Here is a 22341-nt window from a genome sequence, read left to right as displayed (position 1 = left end):
GAAATTCCTCCTATAGGTTTACGCCTTTTCCTTCCGAATTCTTATCTTTAGGAACAATAAGCTTCACCTTTGCTCCTTTGCCAGGCTCCGAAACAATATCCAAATAACCGCCGATGCTACGAGCTCTCTCCTCCATGCTGAATAAGCCTACACCGTGGCCGATGCGATCAGGACTGAAACCGAGCCCTTGATCTGTTACGCTGACGACGACCTCTTCCTCCAGCTCCTCAACCACCACTTCAGCCTCGCCTACATCGGCATACTTCGCGATATTCGTTAATGCTTCTTGAATGACACGATAAATAGCTGTTTCCTTCATAATGCCCAGCCTGCTCTTTAAATTGCATGTGAGCGTCAATCGAATGCCAAAATGCTGTGAATAATTGTCCACATAAGTTCTTATTGCCGGAACGACACCTAAATCATCGAGAACCGATGGCCTCAGCTCCCAAGCCAAACCACGAATATCCTCCATCACGCCAGATACATCGCTGCGAAGCGCGCCCAGCTCAGGAATGTCATCGTGATCGCCAATGATGCGATCAAGCCGAATAAGCAGCGAAAAGAGACTTTGGCCAATCCCGTCATGCAGCTCTCTCGATATTCGTTTTCGCTCTTCCTCTTGGATTTCAATCACCTTAACCATCATTTCCTTCAGCTCTTGCTCCGCCCGCTTCCGCTGCGTCACTTCACTGCGAATGGCTAAATATTGATAAGGGTTGCCCGCTTCATCAACGAAGGGAACAATCGTCGTGTTTACCCAGTAGTAGCTGCCGTCCTTGGCACGATTTTTAATTTCGCCTCGCCATACTTCGCCGCTTGAAATAACCTCCCACAGCTTGCGGAAGAAATCGCGCCCATGAAATCCGGAGTTAATAATCCGATGATCCTTGCCTATTAACTCTTCACGGCTGTACTTAGAAATTTCACAAAACTTATCGTTTACATATTCAATGCGGCCTTTATGATCCGTTACCGCAACGATTGACGATTCATCCAGCGCAAACTTCACATCTGCAAGCTGCTTAAGCGATTGATTAACTTGCGTAAGCATCGACTTATCGTCAATCTCATCCTCCAGAACGGATAGAAGATAATCGACGTCTGACCCAATCATTCGCCGAAAGTTGTTACCGCCATGCTTAATCAAAATGCAGCAGCCCCTTCTCTAGCGCAAACTTAATGAGCTCCGGCCTTGTTCTAAGCCCGAGCTTATCCATCACATGGCTTTTGTGAGTCTCGACTGTCTTCACGCTAATAATTAAACTTTCCGCGATTTCCTTATTTGAATACCCTTTGGCGATCCAGCCCAAAATTTCCTTTTCACGCTCAGATAACGTGTTGTAAGGGCTGTTGTCCTCCCCGCCTTGCTTCAGCTTGACGAGATATTCGCTCATCAACCGCTTGGTAGCCGTAGGATAAAGATATGCATTTCCTTGCGCAACCGACTGGATCGCTGATATGAGCTCATCATGAGGCGCATTTTTCAAAATATAGCCTGAAGCTCCGATATGAATCGCACGGAACAAATATTCGTCATCGTCATGCATCGTCAAAATAAGAACCGCCGTCTCAGGCAGCAGCTTCTTCAGCTCCGTCGTTGCTGTCATCCCGTCTTTGCCATGCGGCATACTAAGATCCATCAATACAACATCCGGCACTAATTGCTGTGCCATCTGAATGGCTTCGTCCCCTTCCGAGGCTTCCCCTACTACCTCGATATCATGCTTGCCGTGCAGCAGCATTGCTAGACCCGATCTGACCATGGCATGATCATCACAAATAAGCAGCTTAATCATCTTGTTCTCCCCTCACTGGAATGATACCTCTGTCGATATGAGTCTATCATTTCTATTATCTATACTAGTATAGCTTACATTAGGTAGTGAATTGTATTTACAGTCAAAAAAAGCCATCATCAAACGAGCATTGATGAGAGCTCTACTGTAATATGTGAAGCCTTCTCCAGCTCTTCGGCGACATAGGTCTTCTCCGAGCGTCTACCGATAAGCAGAACGCCGCAGATGCCTTTAGGCGTTTGAATGGGTACGCTTGCAGCAATGCGCAGCTGCTCTGTCAGCAGAATCGGCTCTCCTAACTTGAACCGCACCGTATCAGTCATTGCCGAGCTTGTGCTTGCGGTTCTACCGGAGCGTATCGCAGTACCGGACAAACCCGCAGACGACTTCTGCTCAACAAGCGGTGTGCGCTCACTTATGCTGCCTGACGCCTTGGACCAGCGCAGCTTACGTTTGCCCGTATCGATCAAGCCGAGTATAGCGAAATCGCTGCCTGTCTCCCTCTTCAATCGCTCGATGTATGCAGCGATTTCCGCTTCAATCGTCTTCATCCTCATTCCTCCTTCAGGAAATACAAGCAATCTCTAACCTTATTATAAAGCTAAGAAAATGCTTTGTATGTCAGGGAATTCCCTGAATTAATGCCATCCAAACCATCATTTCCTTAGTATGCACCGAGATTTCGGCATAGAAAAAGGAGCCCTTTTACAGGCTCCTTCTTCGACGGTGTTTGATCGTACGAGTCTTCACATCTAACACTTCACATTGTTAAGATTACTTGGGCACCGCTTGTACACATTCCGTTTTAATGGATTGCGCTTAGCGTGTGTGTTCAGAGATGCTCTGCGACACAACCCCTCGCTTTCATAAAAGCTTAGTGATTAAATAAGTTCCTCCTGTAGCCCTAGCACCAAAAGGTCCAACGGAACCACACCTCTCTTCACACCGTCAAATCTAATATGCACATCATTGTACTGCCTTATACCTGTTTTGAAAATTTTTTTGATGCCAGCATTCATTCCATAATGATTAGAAGTTCTCCTGCGTTTGAACAACAATAAGGCTGGATGACTCTTTCTCTGCATCGTGTTGAGCGCTCTTCTGCTCCGCTTCATTTTTGTTCAGCAAATAGACCATTTCGCCTGCAAAAAATACGATCGTAAAACCAATAACTAACATTAGCTTAATCGTCGTCGCTTTATTTCTTTTCATCATTTCATTTTTTTCGGTTTTCATGGTTGTCCATGTTCTCTTGTCCTTTATTGCTGTGCTCGCTATGTGGCCGCAAGCACATTGAATCGGTGAATGAAACGCATAGCCTTCAGAGGAAATCGTATAGTTGTCTGTTTGAACTGTATGCTTTCTATTGCATGATGTACAACCTACCTCAATAAACTGTCTATAATCACGAATAAATTTCATGCGCTGTTATCCCCCAAGATGATCGATTTATAGACTTAAAGCCAAACCGACAACAAAAAAAACTTCCGGAATGCATATGAATTTCATACGCATTTCGGAAGATAACATTCACCGCTCGTTATTAGCACTCGCCTGCTGCAGCTGGTTTTCCTGCATCCTTCGCTGTGCGGAACGATGAACCGCAGCCGCAAGTTGCACTTGCATTCGGGTTCTCGATCGTAAAGCCGCCGCCCATTGCCGATTCCTTAAAATCGATAACAAGACCGGTTAAGTATTTGACGCTTTCTCCATCTACAACCACTTTAAGGCCTTCCATATCTAGAGCCTTATCGCCTTCATGCTCTTCATCGTCAAAGCCCATGCCGTAAGAGAAACCACTGCAGCCGCCTTCTTTTACGCCAATGCGCAAAAACATTTCAGGGCCGCCCTCTTCAGCAAGCATTTCTTTTATTTTGTCAGATGCTGTATCACTGATTGTGATCATGCTACATCCCTCCGTTTATCCATCATTCATTTTAATTGCTGATTTCTTTTCACTTACTTATTTGTAGTATACTCCAGTTTGTTCAGTTGCTCAATAGAAGCATGCCCATAAATGAAATTTACAATTTGTGTAAATGCCAATACTTTTCTTATTGCCCCTGCTACGTATGAGGTTTATAATAGTTACAGCTTCTTTAATCGGAAAAGAAAGTTATTTTTTTCACAAACTACTTAAATCAGGAGGCTTAGCCATGAACGTTATAATACCGACAGAGGATACAAAGATGCAGCACATTATTGAAAAAGTGCGTCATGGGCAGCGTTTAACGCTTGAAGATGGTGTTTTCTTATATCAATCAGACGATCTGCTTACAATTGGACAGCTCGCAAATGAAGTTGCCCTGCGCAAAAATGGCAAGAAGGTTTATTTTATTGAGAACATGAGTCTTTACTTTACGAACGTATGTGAAGCCCATTGTGCATTTTGCAACTTCCGCAAGGATGAAGGCGAGGAAGGCTCCTACACGCTTAGCGGCGAGCAAATGATTGAATATGTAGAACAGCATTTCCACCCTGGCGTTCGGGAATTTCATATCGTAGGCGGTCATAATCCGAATGTTCCTTTCCAATATTATGTAGATTCTTTGAAAGCATTAAATGAGCGTTATCCCGACGTAACTCTTAAGGCTTATACTGCTGCGGAGATCGACTTTTTCTCCCGAATCAGCGGCTTGACTTACCGCGAGGTGCTTGAGGAGCTCATGAAAGCCGGCCTAAAGTCGCTAACAGGCGGAGGAGCAGAAATATTATCAGATCATTACCGCAAAAAAATGCGTGTAGACAAAGCCGATGTTACCCAATATTTGCAGGTTCACCGGACTGCCCATGAACTAGGCCTGCGCACGCACACAACCATGCTATATGGTTCAATTGAAACGAAAGAAGACCGCATCCGCCACATGATGCATATTCGTGATCTTCAAGACGAAACAAACGGCTTCCAAGTATTTATTCCGCTTTCCATGCAGCCGATTAATCCAAGAGCCGGCATTCGCAGACGTAATTCAGCATTCGAGGATCTTAAGACGATTGCAATCAGCCGTTTGATGCTTGACAACTTCCAGCATATTAAAGCTTACTTTATTAACATTGGTGTACAGCTTACACAAGTCGCATTAACGATGGGAGCATCGGATGCGCATGGCACGATTGTGAAGGAAAAAATCAGCCATGCTGCAGGTGCCCTAACTCCTGAAGGCATAACGCGCGAAGATCTCATTTGGCTCATTAAAGGCGCAGGACGAATTCCGGTGGAACGCGATACTTTTTACAATGAAATTAAAGTTTACGAGTGAGTAATCTACAACACGAACGCACAAAATAGACCATCATCTAGAAACGTGGAGTTGGAAATCATATGAGAAAACTTATTATTTTGGGCGGAGGTTATGGCGGTCTTGCCATAGCTAACGAGCTCTTAGAAAAACAGTTGCCGATCGATGTTTCCATCGTACTGATTGACCGAATGCCTTTTCAAGGCTTAAAAACGGAATATTACGCGCTTGCTGCAGGAACCGTTTCAGACCTGGAGCTTCGCGTAAAGTTTCCGGTCGATCCGAGAATTTCACTCGCTTACGGCGAGGTCACCGATGTGGATATGGAGCTGAAGCTTGTTCATATCGAAGGTCAAGAATCAATGGAATATGAATGGCTTGTGATCGGCCTAGGATGTACGGATAAATATCATGGGATTGAAGGCGCTGAGCAGTATTCTACGAGCATTCAGACCTTCTCAGCCGCTAGACAAACCTACGCTCAGCTCAATGACGTTAAACCTTATGGCCAAGTGTCCATTGTAGGCGGCGGACTAAGCGGTGTCGAGGTTGCAGCGGAACTGCGAGAGAGTCGTCCTGATCTTAACATTCGTATTTTGGATCGCGGGCCTAAGGTGCTTTCGGCTTTCCCGAGCAAGCTGCAATCCTTTGTAGCGGAATGGTTCGGAGAGCATCATGTCGAAATGCGCGGCCATGTCGGACTTACAAAAGTCGAAGGCGGCATTTTGCATGATGGCAATTCTTCAACGCCTATTTATACAGACGTAACGGTATGGACAGCAGGTATCCAGCCTGTACCGCTCGTGCAGCGAATGGAATTGCCGAAGGATAATCAAGGCAGACTTATCATTAATGAGTATCATCAATTGCCGGATCATACCGATGTATTTATCGTTGGTGACTGCGCAGCACTGCCGCTGTCGCCAAGCGGTCAAGCCGCAGGTGCCCAAGGCAAGCAAATTGCCGAGGTCCTGCAGGCTATCTGGCATGATAAGACACCCCGTCTTGGCAAAATCAAGCTAAAAGGCGTTCTCGGTTCACTCGGCAAAAAAAGCGGCTTCGGCTTGATGGGCGGAACCGCTATTATGGGCCGTGTGCCACGCCTCGTTAAGAGTGGAGTGCTTTGGAGATCTAAACGTCACCTTGGCTAGTACTTGGTATTACAAATCATCGAGCAGCTTATCCAGCGCATCTTGATCTGCCTTTTGCTGCTCAATGGCTTTCAAAATATTGTCGTACAGCTCGTCTACCGAGTCTGCGGATACGATTGCACCCTCAACTAACGCAAATGGGTTCAAATAACATTCGCCGCAGTTGCCCAAGCAGCCATATTCGGTTACTTCGTATTCATCATTTTGCTCAAATAATTGCATTATACGATCAGTGCCATGGTGCATATTACTGGCACAAAACTCAATCATTGTTTTAAACATGAGGCCTCACCTAACTTTACTAAGTTACTATCCATTTTCAATTGCTTCACTTTGTACTATAATAGGGGAGAAAGGAGATGATTGCAATGAGTGAACAAGTACAAGACACGATGTACGATGAAGTATTGGACGTACTAGATAAGCTTCGTCCGTTTTTGCAGCGCGACGGCGGCGATGTTGAACTAGTCGATGTTGAAGGCGGCATCATCAAGCTTCGCCTAATGGGTGCATGCGGAAGCTGCCCAAGCTCGACGATCACGCTTAAAGCGGGTATCGAACGCGCACTTCTCGAAGAAGTTGAAGGTGTAATCGAAGTCGTTCAAGTATTCTAAAAATATAAGAACGAATCATGATTGCTCTAGGCATGACAAATGATGAAGAGTCTTATCGACAGCATAGGAGCTAGCTCCGAAGCTTAACGATAAGACTCTTTTTTTTAATTCCTATATGATCAGAACATCCCTTTAATATTGGCGACGATTGGATCAAAGCCGCCCGTGACATCAATTACATTGCCCGTTAAGAAATTCGATTGCCGGTCACATAGAAACAGCACCACGCGCGCTACATCCTCGCCCGTGCCTGGACGTCCGATCGGCGATTCTTTATCGTAGTCTTCCTCAACCTCAGCAATAGATCGTTCCTTGTTGACGCCCCGAATATCTCCAGGCCCAATTAAATTAACGGTAATGCCATGCGGTGCTTCTTCGACTGCTAACGACTTCGTAAACGAGACAAGTCCTGTCTTCGCTGCGGCATATACCGCTCGATGCGGCCAAGCCCGCGCTTCTCCTGCATGTCCGAAGCCAAAGTGAACGATACGTCCCCATTTGCGCTCACGCATGCCTGGCAGCAGGCGATGATCCAGCAGCATAACGCCTAACAAATTGCCGTGGAGCAGTCTAATAATAGTCTCTTCATCATATTCGCTGAATAGACGCCGCTTGCGGACAAATGGGCCTGCGTTGTTGACCAGTATATCTACGCCGCCAAACGAGCGCTCAGCCTCGTCAGCAAGCCGCTCAACGCCCTCAGTCGTAGCAATATCAGCCTGCACGGTAATTGCCTTTACACCAAGCTGCTCGATCTGTGCCTTTACCTGCTGTGCTTCAAGCTCGCTCTCGTAGTAGTTAATGACAACATTGCAGCCTTGCTCAGCAAGCTGGAGCGCCGTTCGTTTGCCGAGTCCCTTAGCGCTGCCTGTTACTAATGCTGTTTTCCCTTTGAGTCCCACGAGTTTTCCCCCCTCGGGATTATGGTTGCTTGTTTCGCATCAATCCGCATGCATATTGATACGTGAGCAGCAGCGATTCCATCGCTAAATATAGACCCTGCGTCAAATCAGCGGATTGCTCTGCTACATTTTCCAGCTTGATCTCTTCACCGTACATACGGCTGCTTTGAATAAGATCATCCTGCATCTCCGAGTTCATAAAATGAATCTCGGTATTTCTGCGCTTGCGCATTCTTGTTGTGGATTCCTTGTATTTCTCCTTCACATCATTCAGCTTCCAAGTAAGCCCTGGATGAGCTTTCTTCTCCCGCATGTTGCGCAAAACGGTGAAATAGGAAAAATGCGGCTTGATCCGCTCCGTTCTCATATCGAGCAGCTCATTAAGGAACGTACCAAGCTTATCCAGCAAAGAAAATACACGGATAAAAGCGTTTTTATCAAAGTAGATATAACGATTATAATGGATACGTTCCTCATCTGTCATTTGTTTGAGAGATGAGGAAGTAATTTTATGTTGAAAATGAAGGGCGACATAATGGCTTTGCTCTAGCTCGTCCAATGAAGAACGAAGTCCAAGCGTCCAAATCTCATATTTGCGCAGCTTTTGAACGTCAGCTCCGTTCTCAGCCATTTTTTTGGACAAAATGGAGATGAACTGATCCATTAAACGATACGTTTCTGCAAGGGTTCCTTCCGCTTTTCTTAAGGGTTCATCAAACAGGAAACGCAGCATCATCGAACAGTCCCTTCTACATTTACATGCTTACAGCTGACTTTGATCATTTCAAATGCTTTTACTATCCTTTGCGCATTTCTCTGAGGCGCCATGAACGAATTAATATGTCCATTAATAATCCAAACAATCCGGTTACAATCAGATTGTGCAATAAATTGGTGAACAGAAACCACTCTGAGTTTGTAATCGTAGCTGTCAAAAGTGCGCCGCTGAAAATTTGAGTAATGACAAGTCCGAGCGTCCACGCAGCAGGCTTCGTTAATCCAGCTCCGCCATGGCTGACCTTACGAATATGGAGAAACAATCCTGCAAGGCTGATACCAAGCAGCAAAGCAGCCACACGGTGGATAAATACCGCTCCTGTTGCTCCGCTAATCTCTGGAATTACTTCACCGTTACAAAGCGGCCAGCCTAGACATCCTCCGCCAGACTCCGTATGCCGAATGAATGCTCCCAAATACACAACAACATAACAAAAGATAGCGGTAAGCAAGACGCGAGGGAAAATTGAGCGCGGTACTTTAAACTCCACTGGCGGTCCGTCTTTCGCTCTAAACGTCCAAATGACTAACAGCAGTGTTGCTGCAAAAGCGATTAATGAAATACCAAAATGTATGGCCATAATAGGTGGCGATTGAGGCCACATGACGGCGGCCGCCCCCATTAACGCTTGGATGATTGTGAATAACAATGCACCGCCAGCATAAAAAAGTGGCTCTTTGTAGCTTTTTCGGTTTTGCCTAAATTTACGGAACATTGCAACGGCAGTAGCGAGAACAAGAAGACCTTCAAAACCTGTCACAAGCCGATGTGAATATTCAATCATGGATTCAATTGTATAAGCAGGAATAAATTTGCCATGACACAAAGGCCAGTCATCACCGCAGCCTCGTCCAGAATCCGTATTCGTCACTAATGCTCCGCCGAGCAGTACAAGAAGCATTCCGATGCACGCAGCGAGAGCTAACGCGCGAAAACGCCCGGTTACCATAATAAAATCACCTTATTTCATGTTTTAATAACAGTTCAATTATAGCCATAAAAAAAGGCAAAAGCCATGTTGAAAATGTGACACTTCAAGTAGAAGCACTGAAAAAAAGGAAAGCCCGCGCTGAGAGAATGAATTCTCTAAGGCGCGGACTAACGATTACTTATGAGCCAGCGCATCGCTGACTTGGATGGCACGATCGACGAATTCCTCGATTTCCTCGCGTGATTTGCGCAGCTTGCTAACGAATCTAACTAGCTCCTTGCTTTCACGGAAAGCGATAAAGCTCGGTATGCCCAGTATGTTCAGCTCGGAGCAAAGATCAGGTAGATCGTCGCGATCCAGCTCGATGAAAGTAACCTTGCCCTCATAATGACGTTCTAAATCCGGCATAAACGGATCGATAAAATGGCAATCCTTGCACCAAGTCGTCTTAAATACTGCAATCGTGAGCCCTTCGCTTGCCACTGCTTCGCGGAAAGCCTCATCTGTCGTTAACTTTTTCATCTCGCACCTCTGCACATCGTTGTATTTAACATGATCTTATGTTGCTTAGACTTCCCGATCCAGCGTAAATATTCTCATGTCTTCGCCCATGTCGACCCAGCCAATCTTTGCTTTTAATGCTGCAGCCAAATTACGCGCTGGAACATAAGTCGTACCATTAATAACGGTTACCGGGAACGCCCATTTTACATTTTTACCGTTAACGACGGCTGTATCGCTGCCATTTTTTAGAACAATGGTCGTATTTGTAGCTCCATCATTCACTTTTAAGCTTTTTGTTTTTGCGTCATACGTCAGAGTAGCACCCAACTGTTCAACCGTATCGCGGAGAGGAATAATTGTAATATTGTCGGCAGTCAAAATGACAGGATTATAATAATCAGAAGGATACCATGTGATGTTCTGCTTGCCGATATGCAATTTATTTTTCAATAAATCATAAGCAAATGATTTTTCATCAAATTGCTTCAATACTTGATAACCTTGCATGCCAAAAAGCTTATCTACAGAAATATCCGTCTTGGATGCTACAGGCGCATCTGCCTTTACATCGCCGTTTACATTCCAAGTTTCGCTTTCAACCTTGATTGTCAGCCCTTTAACCGGCAAAATACCGTATTCTAGATCCACTGTTGGAACATAAGAAAGCTCATAGGCTTGCTTTCGCATATCTAGCTTATTATCGAAATACACATCTGCTTTGATGGTTAAGTCCTTGCTGAAAATTTCATCTAATGTTTCATCCGGCTCTTCCTCAAGCAGCTTCAGCTCGCCCTGCAGCTCCGTTAAGAGAAGAGCGATAGCGTCCGTTGCTTCCTTGATTGCTTCCTTAGGATCCTGAGCATCTAATTCGCTGCCTTCAAATGGGTTAATCGTACCTGCAGCTGCCCATACATTTGGATTGCTCTGAAGAATCTCAAACACGCCTGTTATCATCTTGTCTAAACCAGCACGATCAGCAACAAGGGCATCAACATATTTTTTCACCCATGCCCAAATTTCAGGACCATCGAGGTCAACATGCACTTTCATCAATGAAGTCGGTGAACCATTAATGGATTCATTTACTGGTTTCACTTCAATTCGTTCTGGATTTGGCAGGTTATGTATAACATACGAGCCAATCGTATCCAGCATCTGGTGGCCAAGCGCAGTTAGCGCCGCTTCATCAACTGCCGGTGCTTCAGCAGATGCTGCTCCCGCTGGCAATCCCGTCAAATCTGATACCCCTGTCAAACCAAGCAAACCCTCGCTCGTCAGATCAAGCACAAAAGGATGCTTTGCTCCCTCAAGCTCCATCACAGCAAGTTTGTCAGACATTTTCAATGAAAATTTAATGCTTGCCGTTTCTCCAAAAACGAGGCTTCCATCCATGGAGATATTTGAGCTGTCCTGCGCTTTAACATGATCCAGTTGAAGCTTCATATTGGAAACCAGCTTCATAATGGCAAGTTCCTCTTCAGGAGCACCTTCATAGGCTTCCTCATCTAGCAAGAGCTTAAATTCTAACGATTGCTTGCTTTCACTTGAAGTAACTTTAAGCGAGTTTTTGAGCGCCGTATTAAAATCAAGATTGGAAACCGCTTGACAACCGGCAACGAAAATAAGTGTTAAAGCTAATAAAAGAATCAATAACTTGCTTGGTCTTGCAAAAAATGATCTCATCCACTCGTCTCCTTTGTTATCGAACATCAATAAGCAGGTTATTGTTATTCACAAACTCTACTCATTGTACAGGAGACTTTATTTGTTGTAAATGTATGGAAAGCACTAGTTTTGTCGAATTTTCAAGCCTTTTACAAGCAGCCATTACGACTGTTTTGTTTGGATTTCCACTTGCTTTGTTTCACGACGCCAATTGATTTTCCAATCATAATAATTTGCAATGTCTCGCAACGCAATCATTTGCACCTCCGTACCGGATTTCTCGGAGAAATAGATGTCAGGAACCTCTTTCTCGTCTATAAACAGCTTAGCAGGATGATTGCCCTTCAACTTACGGATAAGCTCTTCTTCGGTTTCACCTGCTCTTGCCCCGTTGATTCGGAAGCCATTGTGATGAAACTTAGCGTTAATGCCTTCTTTCGTCGTAAACGTAATAGGTACGCCTACCGTTTTTGTCAGCTCCAGAACAGCTTCACTATAAGCACCATATGGAAAAGCAAGCGCACTCACCTTATTGCCAAGTTCACTCTTCAGCCGATCCTCGGCCTTAAGCAAATCTTTTTTCAACCGTTCAACGTACTCCGCCTTTGTTTCCATCTTTTTCTTTTGTTTATCATAATTAAGCTTGGACATGACAGGCGCTTCATTTCCGTGTTCATTCACTGCTCCATAACGATGCATATCAAAGGTGTGGCTCATAAAGCTCATTCCCGCTTTCTGCATTTCCCTCATCTGATCCCAAGTCAGCTTTGGCGTTCCCGGCTTCGTACGGTCATCGATCGTCGAGACGATTACAAAATTGACAGCAGGATAACCGTATTCCTTCAGAATCGGATAAGCAAGCTTATAAAAGCTTTCATAACCGTCGTCAAATGTAATCAACAGGGCATTGTCCGGCACATGGCCTTTTCCTTGCATGAAGTTAATATATTGTTCAATAGTAATAACTTGAAAGCCGTTTTGCTTCACAAGCTGCATTTGTTTTTTAAACCGCTCCACAGCAATAATGCCATCAGACTGAGGTTTTATTGCGATATCATGATACATAAGAACGGCGACCTGCTCTGAATAATAAACACTCTTATTACTAGAAGACATATTGAATAAATCAAACGGCTTGTCAAACGCTTGCTCCAAATATTGCGCCGATACCAACAAGCGGTCGTTTTGAATCATAGCAGGAGCTTGGCCCTCTAGCTTTGTACCATTTACTATCAATTGAACGCTGTTTACCTTGTTCTCATTTGAACATCCTGTCAGCAGCCATCCAACCATCATAGCGACAGCAATGACGATTGCTAGCGCTGCTTTTTTCTTTTGATCCATTATGATTTCCCCCTCAACTACCCACTAATGGATAGTGTAGAGGAGAAATCTTATCGACTGCGTTTATAGCCGCTTAACATATGCTTAAAGAAATCTTAAGTTTCAAGATGCGCCAACGGGAAGCTCATCTCGAATATCGTTTCCTTTGTGGAACTGCTAACCGATATTCGTCCATTTTGCGCTTCGATAATACTTTTGGTAATCGCAAGTCCAAGCCCCGTTCCTCCAGACCCCGACTCAGAAGATCTTGACCTGTCAACACGGTAAAAGCGGTCAAAAATAAAAGGAACATCTTGTGCCGGAATTTGCTCGCCGTAATTAATAACTCGAATGACAGCTCGATCTTCTATATTCTCGATCTGCAAATCGATAATTTTGCCTGAGCTGCCATATTGAATGGCGTTCGTCATTAAATTATCGAAGGCGCGCGCCAGCATATTACCGTCTGCCATAATGAACAATGTGTTTTCCTTTGTTTGAATATTGCAGGTCATCTTGGCCTTCTCTAGGCTTGGAACGAACTCCTCCGTAAGCTGAAGTGCGAAGCCGACAATGTCTAGTTCATCAAGCTCCAGCGGCATGCCGTTGTTTAGTTTTGTGTATTCAAACAGATCATCGATCAATCGTTTCAGATGCTTCGATTTCTCATAGGCGATGTTAACGAAATATCGGAGCTCTACCTCATCCTGATAACGATCCTGATCTATCAGTTCAAGGAATCCTAAAATGGACGTAAGCGGTGTGCGCAAATCATGAGATACACCCGTAATTAAATCATTTTTTGATTTCTCGGCATTTCGCTCATCCTGCAGCAGCTGATTGAATTGCTGGCCTAGTCCATTTATGCTGCTTGCTATTTCTCCAAGCTCATCCGACGCTTTGACAGGAATAACATAATCAAGCTCCCCAGCACCCAGCTGCTGCAGGCCATATCGGATTTCCTTCAAATAATTAATCATGTTCCTGCTTGTCCAGAAAAATAATGCTAGAAAAAGCAGACATCCAAAAATAGCAATGACTGGGGTAGAACCAATATTGTTAACGATCCAAATTAATGTACGATCATACGGTGTGTATTGTATAAGAACATAGGCAAGCAAATGCCCTGCAATAACACAGCATAACATAAGACCTAAGCTTTGTAAGAAAGCAATGATAAAGGATAAGCGAATGGTACGGAAAAACTTATAGCCCTTCTGATTATCACTCGCCCCACGTTGGTCAAGCTTCCTGTAGCAAATTACAAAGATCAATAAACCCGCAGCAGCTGCGATTGGCGTTGATCCGATGTTCTCAATTGCCCATATAATTGTCTTGTCGTATGGCTTTATATCTAACATAAACCACAGCAGCATCCAGCCAATCACAGCAAACAGCACAGCTGCTCCTAAACTTGCTGCAGCTGCCTTTAAGTTAAATTTGTTCTTTTTCTTCATCATTTCAGCACCTTCATTTGCGAGGTTTGCATCTAAATAGGCAGGTGGAAGACGAGGTTCACACGATGCCTATAGCGCATCCATTTTATAGCCTATTCCCCAAACGGTTTTGATAAATTTCGGATTTTGGGCGTCCTTCTCAATTTTCTCTCGAATTTTACGGATGTGAACCATAACGGTGTTTTTGGATTCCATAAAAGGCTCGTTCCAAGCGCTCTCATATATTTTGTCCATACTGAGGACGATACCGCGATTGACTGCCAGCAGGGTAAGAATAGAAAATTCACGAGGCGTTAGTTTAATTTCCTGCCGATCAACGGTAACCGTATGCGTAGCTGTATTTATAATGAGATCATCGATGATGATTTCATTGTCATTATGACTTGCTTTCGAATGAAATTGCTTCGCTCTGCGGATATGCGACTTGACGCTGGCGAGCAGTACAAGCGGGCTGAATGGCTTCGTGACATATTCGTCCGCACCAAGGCTAAGTCCCGATATTTTATCAATATCCTGAGATTTGGCGGACAGCATAATAATCGGAATATGGTTTTGCTCCCGAATTTTCATGCATGCTTCAAGCCCGTCCATAACAGGCATCATCACATCAAGTATAATAAGATCCACCTTATGCGTATTAAGCTTCTCCAGCGCTTCAAGCCCATTGGATGCCTTTAGCATCGTAAATCCTTCATTTTTAAAATAAATTTCCATTAAGCTTAGTATTTCCTTCTCATCATCTACCATAAGTATCGTTTCTCTATTCATATCTCTGTACTCCCTCCTGCGGTGTGCTGCTCATTAAATATAACATGATCTGTATCCATTGGTTCATTTATGTATGTTACAGAGTGGAGCCGCAAATAAAAAAAGGAGCAGACTTCGCTTGAAGGCGTAAGCAAGCTCCCCTTTATGATTGATTCCTTACTCCGTTTTGGACGATGCTTCGCTGCTTTCACCAGCAGCTGCGCCATCCGCCCGTGCAGCATCTTCTTTAGCAAGCATTTCTTGGCCTTTAACCTGCAATATACTAAGTGCCGCGTTTAAATCCTGTGTGTCTTCCTTCACCTTTTTCATCTCTTCCTTAACCGCCGTTGTGAATTCCTCATAGAAGGTGTCAGGCAGCTTGTCAAAATTTTTGTAGCCATTAAAAGAACTTGGCTTTAACTCATAGAATGCAGCATAATTATGCCCTTCAACATCCGTAATATATTTGGTGCGAACCGGCAAACCATTGTAGTTGTTCGACTTGGATTTTACTCTTGCATAATCATCGCTTGTCACATATTTGAGAAAATCCCATGCGACCTCCTTGTTTGGAGAGTCTGCTCGAATTGCAAACAAATTATTAAATGACATCAGATTTGATTCATCTGGACTTTGCTGTCCGATTGGAGCTGTCACGATATCCCAATTTTTTACGATCTTATCTTTTAGGCTTGGAAAGTCGCTCGCCTGCTTGATTTGGTTCGTGTAACCAACGTCTTGAATCGTCATCGCCAAACGACCGGACAGGAAAGGATCTGATAACAGGTAGTCCTCATAGGACTGTGACATCTCTCCCGCTTGGCTGCTCATACTTTCAAAATAAAGCGCGTTTGATTCTATTGCATCCAGCGCCTGCTGAAATACATTTTTCCACGAATCCGTATGTATGGTCATTTGTTTTTGCCCAGCATTCACATAGCTAACTTTTTCAGACTCTGCCAGCATGATGGCCAAATCAAACAGCTCCTCGCGATATCCCATCTTCAAACCGTATACCCGCTCTTTCATATCACCGTCCGTAGGGAAACGCCTCGCCAATTGTATCGTTTCATTCCAGCTCATTCGACTTCGCGGAAGCTCAATTTTGTATTTTTCAAATAAATCCTTGTTGTAGTAAATAACTTGGCTGTAGAAGCTAGGCGCTAAACCGTATACTTTGCCGCCGCCCTGCTCTTTCAAATAGTCAAGCATACCGGGAATTAATCCCTCGGTTTCGTACTTTTCCTTTTCCATAACAGCATCGAGATCATAAAGCTTGCCTTCTTGTGACAGCTTTTGGTACCTCTCTGCATCCAGCATTAAAATATCAGGCTGTTTTTCTTCTATAAATTTGTTAAACGCAGTATCGTAGTCTTTATTTTCTTCACTATACATCGACTGATTGCTAACGACTTCGATTTCAACATTCGGATATAATGCCGAGAACACCATACCATAATCTTGAAAGAACATGCCTTCATCGTAATACATGACCTTCAGTGACGACTGCTTCATTTTATTACTATCCTTATTGTCTCCTCCAAAGCTGCAGCCAGTTGCCACTAATGCCAAAACAACGACTGATAAAACAAACCTTGACCTTACTTTCATCTTTCGTTTCTCTCCCTCTCCGCTTATCCCTAATATGTATCCATATCCTACTGATATATAGTCTAGAGGAAAAAACTTACTAATTCTCTCTGCTATTTCTTAACATTAGCTTAATGAATGCTTAAGTTTTTCAAAGTTTTCGAAGCAATAAGGGAGCTCTAACGAAAAAAAGGACACATCCCCCTATAAGGGCTGTGTCCTTTCTTCCATGAAAACTTATGATTATACCGCTTTTTTGTAAAATGGCTTTAAAACAATCCCGAGTATTTTGCGGAGCGGCCCCGGGAACGAGCGCACATCCTCTGGTGTGATAACGCGAAGCGCAGCGAGCAATATGAGATAAAGTGATCCTACAACAACAGATGCAACAGCAGCTGCCAAGAAATAGGAAAGCTTATCTGCCCATGCTCCCGTAATAGCCAGCACCCCGTACTCAGCTCCCCAGCCTGCGAGGGCAGGTACAGCAATTGCGATCAAATAGGCAATCCATTTGCCGCCTAGCACGTTCAAGTTAACGTCCTTGTTAATGCTTCTTAAGTTCAAATACGTAATGACAACGAAACAAATCGTAGATCCAATAATAAATCCATAGACGCCAAGCAAAGGAGCAAGCGCCAGACTGAACACCACTTTAAGCGCCAAACCAATAAACGTATGGTTCATCGGCAGCTTAGGCTTGTTGAGTCCGTATAGGATCGAATTAGATATCATCATTGTAATTTGGAAGATCGCTCCGGCTGTAAGCATCGCTACCGTCCCGCTTCCGCTTGGAGTCGTAAATAACAGTCCAGTTACGGAATAAGAGGCTACTGCCAGCAGCAGCGCAACCGGTACGCCTGTAAACAACACAATCCGCATGACGAGCGAGGATTGACGCTGCACTTCCTTCATATTATTCAAGGCAAATGCCGAGGAAATGATCGGAATAATCGAAGCGCCAAGCGCAATCGCAAGAATCGGAGGTATGCCCGCTATCCCCATCGCCTTCGTGGAGTAATCCGCCAACGCTTTTGTTGCAGAATTTTCATTATAAAAGGATTCCGTCAATCGCATAAATATCGTTATATCAAAAAAGTACAATAGCTGTACCGTCATAGCCGTTACGACAGCAGGAATGGAAGTACCGAATATTTCTTTATAAATGGTCCGATAAGGCAGGTTGGAGCTTGTCTTTACAGACTTATCCTTCACATTTATAGCGGATTTAGCATGCTCCGATTGATCTTGTTTTTTCAGCTTCCTCCAAAACCACATCATAACCGAAAATGCACCAATACTTCCGAGCACAGAACCAAACGCAATAGCTGCAGCGCCGTATTTATCTCCCCAGCCCCAGCCGAGTACGATCAGGGCTAGTCCAATTCCACCGATGAGCCGCAAAATTTGTTCCATGATTTGAGAAATACCGCCTGCGGACATGATCTGTCGGCCTTGGAAGTAACCTCGCATCATCGCAATAATAGGAAATAGCAGCAGCGCAGGCGCTATAGCTTGCAGCGATAAAGCTGCATCCGGCACCTTCGAGAACCGTTCATAAGCTGGTGCAAAAACAAACATTGCAGTCGCAAGCAGTATCCCTGTCACTGCTCCAAACATTAATGCCGCTCGATAAATTCGTTTGGCTTCATCGGGGCGGCCAAGCGCATAGCGCTGAGAAATCATTCGACTAATCGATAGCGGTATGCCGCCCGTCGCAATCGTTAGCAGTAATAAGTAAATCGTATTCGCTGAGTTGAATGCCGCCTGTCCGGCAGCTCCCAGCATATATTCGAGCGGAATTCGCTGGAACAAGCCGAGAAACCGGACGACCAACGCTGCGGCTGCCAGTATAATTGTGCCTTTAATTAATGAGTCTTTTTTTAGCATAATGGTCTGTCAAAGTCTCCCTATCCTTTATTTCCAATGGGCTCCAGCGGCTGATGATTGCCGCGTACGGGCACTGCTGCATGAGATGGAGAAGCCCAACGCACACCATTTTGAATCACTTGCAACACTTGCGGGTTATAGTAGGTTGGATAAGTCTCATGCCCCGGACGGAAGTAAAAGATTTTACCTTGGCCGCGGTTAAAGGTACAGCCGCTGCGGAACACCTCGCCGCCTTCAAACCAGCTCACAAAAACAAGCTCATCCGGCGCTGGGATATCAAAATGCTCACCATACATTTCCTCATGCTCCAGCGTAATGTATTCCGGCAAGCCGGCTGCTATCGGATGCGCTGGATTTACGACCCAAATTCTTTCCTTCTCGCCCACTTCACGCCATTTGAGATCACAGCCTGTGCCCATCAGCTTTTTGAAAATTTTTGAGAAGTGACCCGAGTGCAGCACGATTAAGCCCATGCCTGCGAGTACGCGCTGTTGAACACGATCTACAATGGCGTCATCCACCTGGTCATGCCCCATATGTCCCCACCATACTAGAACATCCGTATTGGCTAGACGCTCTTCTGTAAGGCCATGCTCCGGCTCCTCAAGCGTTGCTGTCGCTACTTCGATATCTCCACTTGCGATCCCTTTGGCTAAAGCTTGATGAATGCCATCTGGATATACATTTTTGACTTCCTCATGAATCTTCTCATGCAAAAACTCATTCCATACGGTTACTTTAATCATTGAGCTATCCACCTTTTATTCATTTCATTAAAAGACGAGCCATAGGACAAACAACACGATCATCGCCAGCTGCAAAATTACCTTCACGACTACGCTTGAAAACAATCCTACAACTGAACCTAAACCAACCTTGAGCGATTTGTCAAAACGTGTTCCGATAATCATCTCACCAATGACGGCACCCACAAAAGGACCGATAATAAGGCCAAGTGCTGGGATAACGAAAGGACCAAAGATAAGACCAATTGTACTGCCGATCACTGAGGCTCGCGAGCCTCCAAATCGTTTGACGCCCCAGGCGCTAACCGCATAATCGGCGACAAACAGCACGATGACAATTACCGTCTGGATGAACCAGAACCAAAAACCAAATTCACTAAACGAGAAAAATAAGCCATAAACAAAAAATGCGCCATAAATGGCAAGAGCTCCCGGAAGAATCGGATAAATAGCCCCTGCCATCCCTACTACAAATAACAGAATAACTAATGTCCAGCCTAAAATATCCATACGTTTTTCATCCCTTCAGAAGGTAACGTCTAATCACTTCTGCAACTCCATGCTCATTATTCGTAAAAGTAATGAAGTCTGCAGCTTCCTTGACCGTTTCCTGCGCATTGCCCATCGCTACGCCTAAGCCAGCTTCGCGAATCGCCGCAATATCGTTCAAGCTATCGCCAACAGCAATGACTTGCGACATCTCGATGTTAAGCAAGCCGCAAAGCTCTTGAAGTGCGCTTGCCTTTGAAACGCCGAGCGGATTAAGCTCCAAATTAAATGGAGATGAATTCGTAATCTCAAGCGCTCCCCAGCTTTGTACTTCAGCGAGCAGCTTCTCTCGAGTGTTGTCATCCTCTGTGTAATAGCCGAATTTCAGCCAGTGATGTGATGCATAATCATCAGCAGGCGTAATCCATTTCTCTTTATTGTAAATTTCATCAGCTGTATACGCCCAGAACCACGGCTCGCCATGTGCGAGAGCAAGCTCATGCAGCCTTTGCACGTAAACGTGGCTTAGATGAGTACGTTTATGAAGCACATGCGGACGATGCCAAATCTCACTGCCGTTTACTGTGATCATAGGTGTTTCCAGCTTTAATTGCTCAGCGTAAGGCAATGCACTGCGAAAACCTCTGCCCGTTGAGAAGCTGACAATAACTCCAGCATCAAGTGCTTTTTGAATCCATTCTGCATTTTCCGTACTAATTTCACTCTGTTCATTTAGCAATGTTCCGTCCATATCAAGCGCAAGCAATTTATAATCTCCCAATATTGTGCCTCCTCGTAAATGCCGTATCGTTGTTGTACCTAACTAGTAAATTATTTTAGCACATTTACGACAGATTCCAAATGAAAGTCACTCTAAAAAACACGAATTCATCATACTTGCTCAGAAAAAAGGAGCAGCCTCCGCTAATTTGCGTAAGCATGCTCCCCATCTCTAAACTTACTCCGTTGTTTCAATGGTAGTAACAGATCCACTGCTTTCCGAAGTTCCCGCTCCTTCAGCACCTTCAGTAGGTACAGGATCTTCCTTCAATAGCATTTCTTGGCCTTTCACCTGCAAAATATCAAGCGCCGCATCGAGTTCCTGTTCTTTTTTCTTTACTTTTTCAAGCTCTTGGCTGGCTGCGCCTCTAAATTCTCCCCAGAAGCTTTGTGGCAGCTTGTCAAAATCCTTATAGCTATTAAATGTACTTGGCTTCAAATCATAAAATGCTGCAAAATTATGCCCTTCTGTATCCGTAATATATTTAGTGCGGACAGGCAATCCATTATAATTGTTCGACTTTGACTTGACTCTTGCAAAGTCCTCACTCGTTACATAGCTAAGGAATTTCCACGCAGCGTCCTTACTCGGTGATTCCGAGCGAATAGAGAAAATGTTGTTGAAAGACATCATGCTTGATTGATCCGGATTTTGTTGTCCAACCGGAACCGTTACAATATCCCAGTTTTTCACGATCTTATCTTTTACCTTCTCATTCTCAGCCGCTTGCTTGATTTGATTGATAAAATTAATATCGCCCATCGTCATCGCCAATCGGCCCGCTATGAAGGGATCGCTTAACAAATAGTCCTCATAGGTTTGCGACATCGGTTCGTCGCCACCTTGATTACGCATGCTATCAAAATAAAGCGCGTTCGAATCCAATGCGTCAATCGCTTGTTTAAATGCATTTTTCCATGAATCTGTGTTTATCGTCATTTGTTTTTGCGAAGCATTCACATAATTAACGTTTTCTGAATTAGCAAGAATGCTTGCCATTTCAAATAAATCTTCGCTGTAGCCCATTTTCAGCCCGTAAATCCGTTCCTTTTTGTCGCCATCCGTAGGGAAGCGGCGTGCCAATTGTATCGTCTGGTCCCAGCTCATGCGATTGGTTGGCGGCTCGATTTGGTATTTCTCAAATAAATCCTTGTTGTAGAACATAACTTGACTATAGAAGCTTGGCGTCATGCCAAATACCTGTCCGCCGCCATTTTCTCTCAAATAATCAAGCATGCCGGGAATCAAGCCCTCTGTATTATACTTTTCCTTCTCCATAACCGGATCAAGATCATAAAGCTTGCCGTCGAGTGCCAGCTTTTTGTATTGATCGGTATCAAGCATCAAAATATCTGGCTGCTCCTCCGTAATAAACTTTTCGAGAGCAGCATCCATATCCTTGTTTTCACTTTGATACATTTTCCTATTTTCTACGACTTGAATTTCGATATTTGGATATAATGCCGAGAACACCATGCCATACTCCTGAAAGAAAGAACCTTCATCGTAATACATAATTTTCAGCGTTGACTGTTCATTTTCTTTTTGTTCGTTTTTGCCCCCAAAGCTGCAACCGGTTACCAATAATGTAAAAACAACTAGCGGTATGACGAATTTTGACAACACTTTCATGTTCAATTTTCTCTCCTCTTCAGTTTCCTCCTAATATGTACCAATTACATTACGATTCTTTTTGGATAAAAGTTGCAGTTATACACCTTTTTTTGAAATAAATATG

General features: G+C 44.3%; 23 protein-coding genes. 3 read left to right on the top strand and 20 right to left on the bottom strand.

Features of this window, described 5'->3' with window-relative positions; genetic code table 11:
* Positions 1 to 10: 10 nt before the first annotated feature.
* The 5 genes from AC1DOV_RS12190 to erpA form a co-directional block, all read right to left on the bottom strand.
* Positions 11 to 1117 carry a PAS domain-containing sensor histidine kinase gene (locus AC1DOV_RS12190; RefSeq protein WP_441876885.1) on the bottom strand — a complete coding sequence of 369 codons (1107 nt, stop codon included), beginning with the start codon at positions 1115 to 1117 and terminating at the stop codon, positions 11 to 13.
* 25 nt (positions 1118 to 1142) lie between these two features.
* Positions 1143 to 1799, bottom strand: coding sequence for a response regulator transcription factor (locus AC1DOV_RS12185; RefSeq protein WP_076267531.1), 657 nt, complete (start codon positions 1797 to 1799; stop codon positions 1143 to 1145).
* Positions 1800 to 1918: 119 nt separating this feature from the next.
* Entirely contained in the window at positions 1919 to 2350 is a 432-nt protein-coding gene (locus AC1DOV_RS12180; RefSeq protein WP_076267530.1) for a GAF domain-containing protein, read from the bottom strand.
* A gap of 478 nt (positions 2351 to 2828) precedes the next feature.
* A complete protein-coding gene (locus AC1DOV_RS12175; protein WP_477550075.1) occupies positions 2829 to 3221 on the bottom strand; it encodes a hypothetical protein in 393 nt (130 codons plus the stop codon).
* A 121-nt stretch (positions 3222 to 3342) separates the two neighbouring features.
* Positions 3343 to 3705 (bottom strand): iron-sulfur cluster insertion protein ErpA, encoded by a 363-nt coding sequence (erpA, locus tag AC1DOV_RS12170; protein WP_339204459.1) that lies wholly within the window; start codon positions 3703 to 3705, stop codon positions 3343 to 3345.
* 250 nt (positions 3706 to 3955) lie between these two features.
* Here erpA and mqnE point away from each other — a divergent pair, with 250 nt between their 5' ends.
* Both mqnE and AC1DOV_RS12160 read left to right on the top strand, forming a co-directional pair.
* Entirely contained in the window at positions 3956 to 5059 is a 1104-nt protein-coding gene (gene mqnE, locus AC1DOV_RS12165) for an aminofutalosine synthase MqnE (protein WP_076267527.1), read from the top strand.
* 62 nt (positions 5060 to 5121) lie between these two features.
* On the top strand, positions 5122 to 6189 hold the full coding sequence (locus AC1DOV_RS12160) for an NAD(P)/FAD-dependent oxidoreductase (RefSeq protein ID WP_076267526.1): 1068 nt from the start codon (positions 5122 to 5124) through the stop codon (positions 6187 to 6189).
* 9 nt (positions 6190 to 6198) lie between these two features.
* On the opposite strand, the gene AC1DOV_RS12155 is transcribed toward AC1DOV_RS12160, so the two are convergent.
* On the bottom strand, positions 6199 to 6471 hold the full coding sequence (locus AC1DOV_RS12155; protein ID WP_339204462.1) for a YuzB family protein: 273 nt from the start codon (positions 6469 to 6471) through the stop codon (positions 6199 to 6201).
* Positions 6472 to 6557: 86 nt separating this feature from the next.
* On the opposite strand from AC1DOV_RS12155, the gene AC1DOV_RS12150 reads away from it, so the two are divergent.
* Entirely contained in the window at positions 6558 to 6803 is a 246-nt protein-coding gene (locus AC1DOV_RS12150) for a NifU family protein (RefSeq protein WP_054026871.1), read from the top strand.
* Positions 6804 to 6922: 119 nt separating this feature from the next.
* On the opposite strand, the gene AC1DOV_RS12145 is transcribed toward AC1DOV_RS12150, so the two are convergent.
* The 14 genes from AC1DOV_RS12145 to AC1DOV_RS12080 form a co-directional block, all read right to left on the bottom strand.
* Positions 6923 to 7705, bottom strand: a complete 783-nt coding sequence (locus AC1DOV_RS12145) for an SDR family oxidoreductase (protein WP_076267524.1) — start codon at positions 7703 to 7705, stop codon at positions 6923 to 6925.
* 19 nt (positions 7706 to 7724) lie between these two features.
* Positions 7725 to 8441, bottom strand: a complete 717-nt coding sequence (locus tag AC1DOV_RS12140; protein ID WP_477550074.1) for a Cthe_2314 family HEPN domain-containing protein — start codon at positions 8439 to 8441, stop codon at positions 7725 to 7727.
* Between the two features lie 61 nt (positions 8442 to 8502).
* A complete protein-coding gene (locus AC1DOV_RS12135) occupies positions 8503 to 9432 on the bottom strand; it encodes a COX15/CtaA family protein (RefSeq protein WP_477550073.1) in 930 nt (309 codons plus the stop codon).
* Positions 9433 to 9588: 156 nt separating this feature from the next.
* Positions 9589 to 9936 carry a thioredoxin family protein gene (locus AC1DOV_RS12130; RefSeq protein ID WP_477550072.1) on the bottom strand — a complete coding sequence of 116 codons (348 nt, stop codon included), beginning with the start codon at positions 9934 to 9936 and terminating at the stop codon, positions 9589 to 9591.
* Between the two features lie 45 nt (positions 9937 to 9981).
* On the bottom strand, positions 9982 to 11601 hold the full coding sequence (locus AC1DOV_RS12125) for a copper amine oxidase N-terminal domain-containing protein (protein ID WP_477550071.1): 1620 nt from the start codon (positions 11599 to 11601) through the stop codon (positions 9982 to 9984).
* 144 nt (positions 11602 to 11745) lie between these two features.
* Positions 11746 to 12927: a polysaccharide deacetylase family protein gene (locus AC1DOV_RS12120; RefSeq protein ID WP_477550070.1), complete on the bottom strand. Its 1182-nt coding sequence runs from the start codon at positions 12925 to 12927 to the stop codon at positions 11746 to 11748.
* 95 nt (positions 12928 to 13022) lie between these two features.
* Positions 13023 to 14366: a sensor histidine kinase gene (locus tag AC1DOV_RS12115; protein ID WP_477550069.1), complete on the bottom strand. Its 1344-nt coding sequence runs from the start codon at positions 14364 to 14366 to the stop codon at positions 13023 to 13025.
* Positions 14367 to 14432: 66 nt separating this feature from the next.
* The gene (locus AC1DOV_RS12110) at positions 14433 to 15131 is read right to left on the bottom strand and encodes a response regulator transcription factor (RefSeq protein ID WP_477550068.1); all 699 of its coding nucleotides are present in this window, start codon (positions 15129 to 15131) and stop codon (positions 14433 to 14435) included.
* A 156-nt stretch (positions 15132 to 15287) separates the two neighbouring features.
* Positions 15288 to 16721, bottom strand: coding sequence for an ABC transporter substrate-binding protein (locus AC1DOV_RS12105; RefSeq protein WP_477550067.1), 1434 nt, complete (start codon positions 16719 to 16721; stop codon positions 15288 to 15290).
* A 222-nt stretch (positions 16722 to 16943) separates the two neighbouring features.
* Positions 16944 to 18587: a putative polysaccharide biosynthesis protein gene (locus AC1DOV_RS12100; protein ID WP_076267517.1), complete on the bottom strand. Its 1644-nt coding sequence runs from the start codon at positions 18585 to 18587 to the stop codon at positions 16944 to 16946.
* A gap of 20 nt (positions 18588 to 18607) precedes the next feature.
* Positions 18608 to 19333 (bottom strand): ThuA domain-containing protein, encoded by a 726-nt coding sequence (locus AC1DOV_RS12095; protein ID WP_477550066.1) that lies wholly within the window; start codon positions 19331 to 19333, stop codon positions 18608 to 18610.
* 27 nt (positions 19334 to 19360) lie between these two features.
* Positions 19361 to 19843 (bottom strand): DUF456 domain-containing protein, encoded by a 483-nt coding sequence (locus AC1DOV_RS12090; RefSeq protein WP_477550065.1) that lies wholly within the window; start codon positions 19841 to 19843, stop codon positions 19361 to 19363.
* Positions 19844 to 19850: 7 nt separating this feature from the next.
* Positions 19851 to 20603 carry a Cof-type HAD-IIB family hydrolase gene (locus AC1DOV_RS12085; RefSeq protein WP_076267514.1) on the bottom strand — a complete coding sequence of 251 codons (753 nt, stop codon included), beginning with the start codon at positions 20601 to 20603 and terminating at the stop codon, positions 19851 to 19853.
* A gap of 177 nt (positions 20604 to 20780) precedes the next feature.
* Complete coding sequence (locus tag AC1DOV_RS12080) at positions 20781 to 22235, bottom strand: ABC transporter substrate-binding protein (protein WP_477550064.1); 1455 nt, start codon at positions 22233 to 22235, stop codon at positions 20781 to 20783.
* Positions 22236 to 22341 lie beyond the last annotated feature (106 nt).

It is taken from the genome of Paenibacillus sp. 01T47, assembly GCF_056398245.1.
The sequence above is the reverse complement of the archived record's forward strand: the minus strand, read 5'-3'. Positions and strand labels throughout refer to the sequence as shown.

What these genes read in the sequence shown, in the direction of transcription:
- AC1DOV_RS12120 (WP_477550070.1), bottom strand. Translation starts at nt 12,927, where the DNA reads ATGGATCAAAAGAAAAAAGCAGCGCTAGCAATCGTCATTGCTGTCGCT.
- AC1DOV_RS12155 (WP_339204462.1), bottom strand. Translation starts at nt 6,471, where the DNA reads ATGTTTAAAACAATGATTGAGTTTTGTGCCAGTAATATGCACCATGGC.
- AC1DOV_RS12100 (WP_076267517.1), bottom strand. Translation starts at nt 18,587, where the DNA reads ATGCTAAAAAAAGACTCATTAATTAAAGGCACAATTATACTGGCAGCC.
- erpA (WP_339204459.1), bottom strand. Translation starts at nt 3,705, where the DNA reads ATGATCACAATCAGTGATACAGCATCTGACAAAATAAAAGAAATGCTT.
- AC1DOV_RS12115 (WP_477550069.1), bottom strand. Translation starts at nt 14,366, where the DNA reads ATGATGAAGAAAAAGAACAAATTTAACTTAAAGGCAGCTGCAGCAAGT.
- AC1DOV_RS12185 (WP_076267531.1), bottom strand. Translation starts at nt 1,799, where the DNA reads ATGATTAAGCTGCTTATTTGTGATGATCATGCCATGGTCAGATCGGGT.
- mqnE (WP_076267527.1), top strand. Translation starts at nt 3,956, where the DNA reads ATGAACGTTATAATACCGACAGAGGATACAAAGATGCAGCACATTATT.
- AC1DOV_RS12095 (WP_477550066.1), bottom strand. Translation starts at nt 19,333, where the DNA reads ATGATTAAAGTAACCGTATGGAATGAGTTTTTGCATGAGAAGATTCAT.
- AC1DOV_RS12130 (WP_477550072.1), bottom strand. Translation starts at nt 9,936, where the DNA reads ATGAAAAAGTTAACGACAGATGAGGCTTTCCGCGAAGCAGTGGCAAGC.
- AC1DOV_RS12150 (WP_054026871.1), top strand. Translation starts at nt 6,558, where the DNA reads ATGAGTGAACAAGTACAAGACACGATGTACGATGAAGTATTGGACGTA.
- AC1DOV_RS12190 (WP_441876885.1), bottom strand. Translation starts at nt 1,117, where the DNA reads ATGATTGGGTCAGACGTCGATTATCTTCTATCCGTTCTGGAGGATGAG.
- AC1DOV_RS12135 (WP_477550073.1), bottom strand. Translation starts at nt 9,432, where the DNA reads ATGGTAACCGGGCGTTTTCGCGCGTTAGCTCTCGCTGCGTGCATCGGA.
- AC1DOV_RS12080 (WP_477550064.1), bottom strand. Translation starts at nt 22,235, where the DNA reads ATGAAAGTGTTGTCAAAATTCGTCATACCGCTAGTTGTTTTTACATTA.
- AC1DOV_RS12160 (WP_076267526.1), top strand. Translation starts at nt 5,122, where the DNA reads ATGAGAAAACTTATTATTTTGGGCGGAGGTTATGGCGGTCTTGCCATA.
- AC1DOV_RS12125 (WP_477550071.1), bottom strand. Translation starts at nt 11,601, where the DNA reads ATGAGATCATTTTTTGCAAGACCAAGCAAGTTATTGATTCTTTTATTA.
- AC1DOV_RS12105 (WP_477550067.1), bottom strand. Translation starts at nt 16,721, where the DNA reads ATGAAAGTAAGGTCAAGGTTTGTTTTATCAGTCGTTGTTTTGGCATTA.
- AC1DOV_RS12110 (WP_477550068.1), bottom strand. Translation starts at nt 15,131, where the DNA reads ATGAATAGAGAAACGATACTTATGGTAGATGATGAGAAGGAAATACTA.
- AC1DOV_RS12140 (WP_477550074.1), bottom strand. Translation starts at nt 8,441, where the DNA reads ATGATGCTGCGTTTCCTGTTTGATGAACCCTTAAGAAAAGCGGAAGGA.
- AC1DOV_RS12090 (WP_477550065.1), bottom strand. Translation starts at nt 19,843, where the DNA reads ATGGATATTTTAGGCTGGACATTAGTTATTCTGTTATTTGTAGTAGGG.
- AC1DOV_RS12180 (WP_076267530.1), bottom strand. Translation starts at nt 2,350, where the DNA reads ATGAAGACGATTGAAGCGGAAATCGCTGCATACATCGAGCGATTGAAG.
- AC1DOV_RS12175 (WP_477550075.1), bottom strand. Translation starts at nt 3,221, where the DNA reads ATGAAATTTATTCGTGATTATAGACAGTTTATTGAGGTAGGTTGTACA.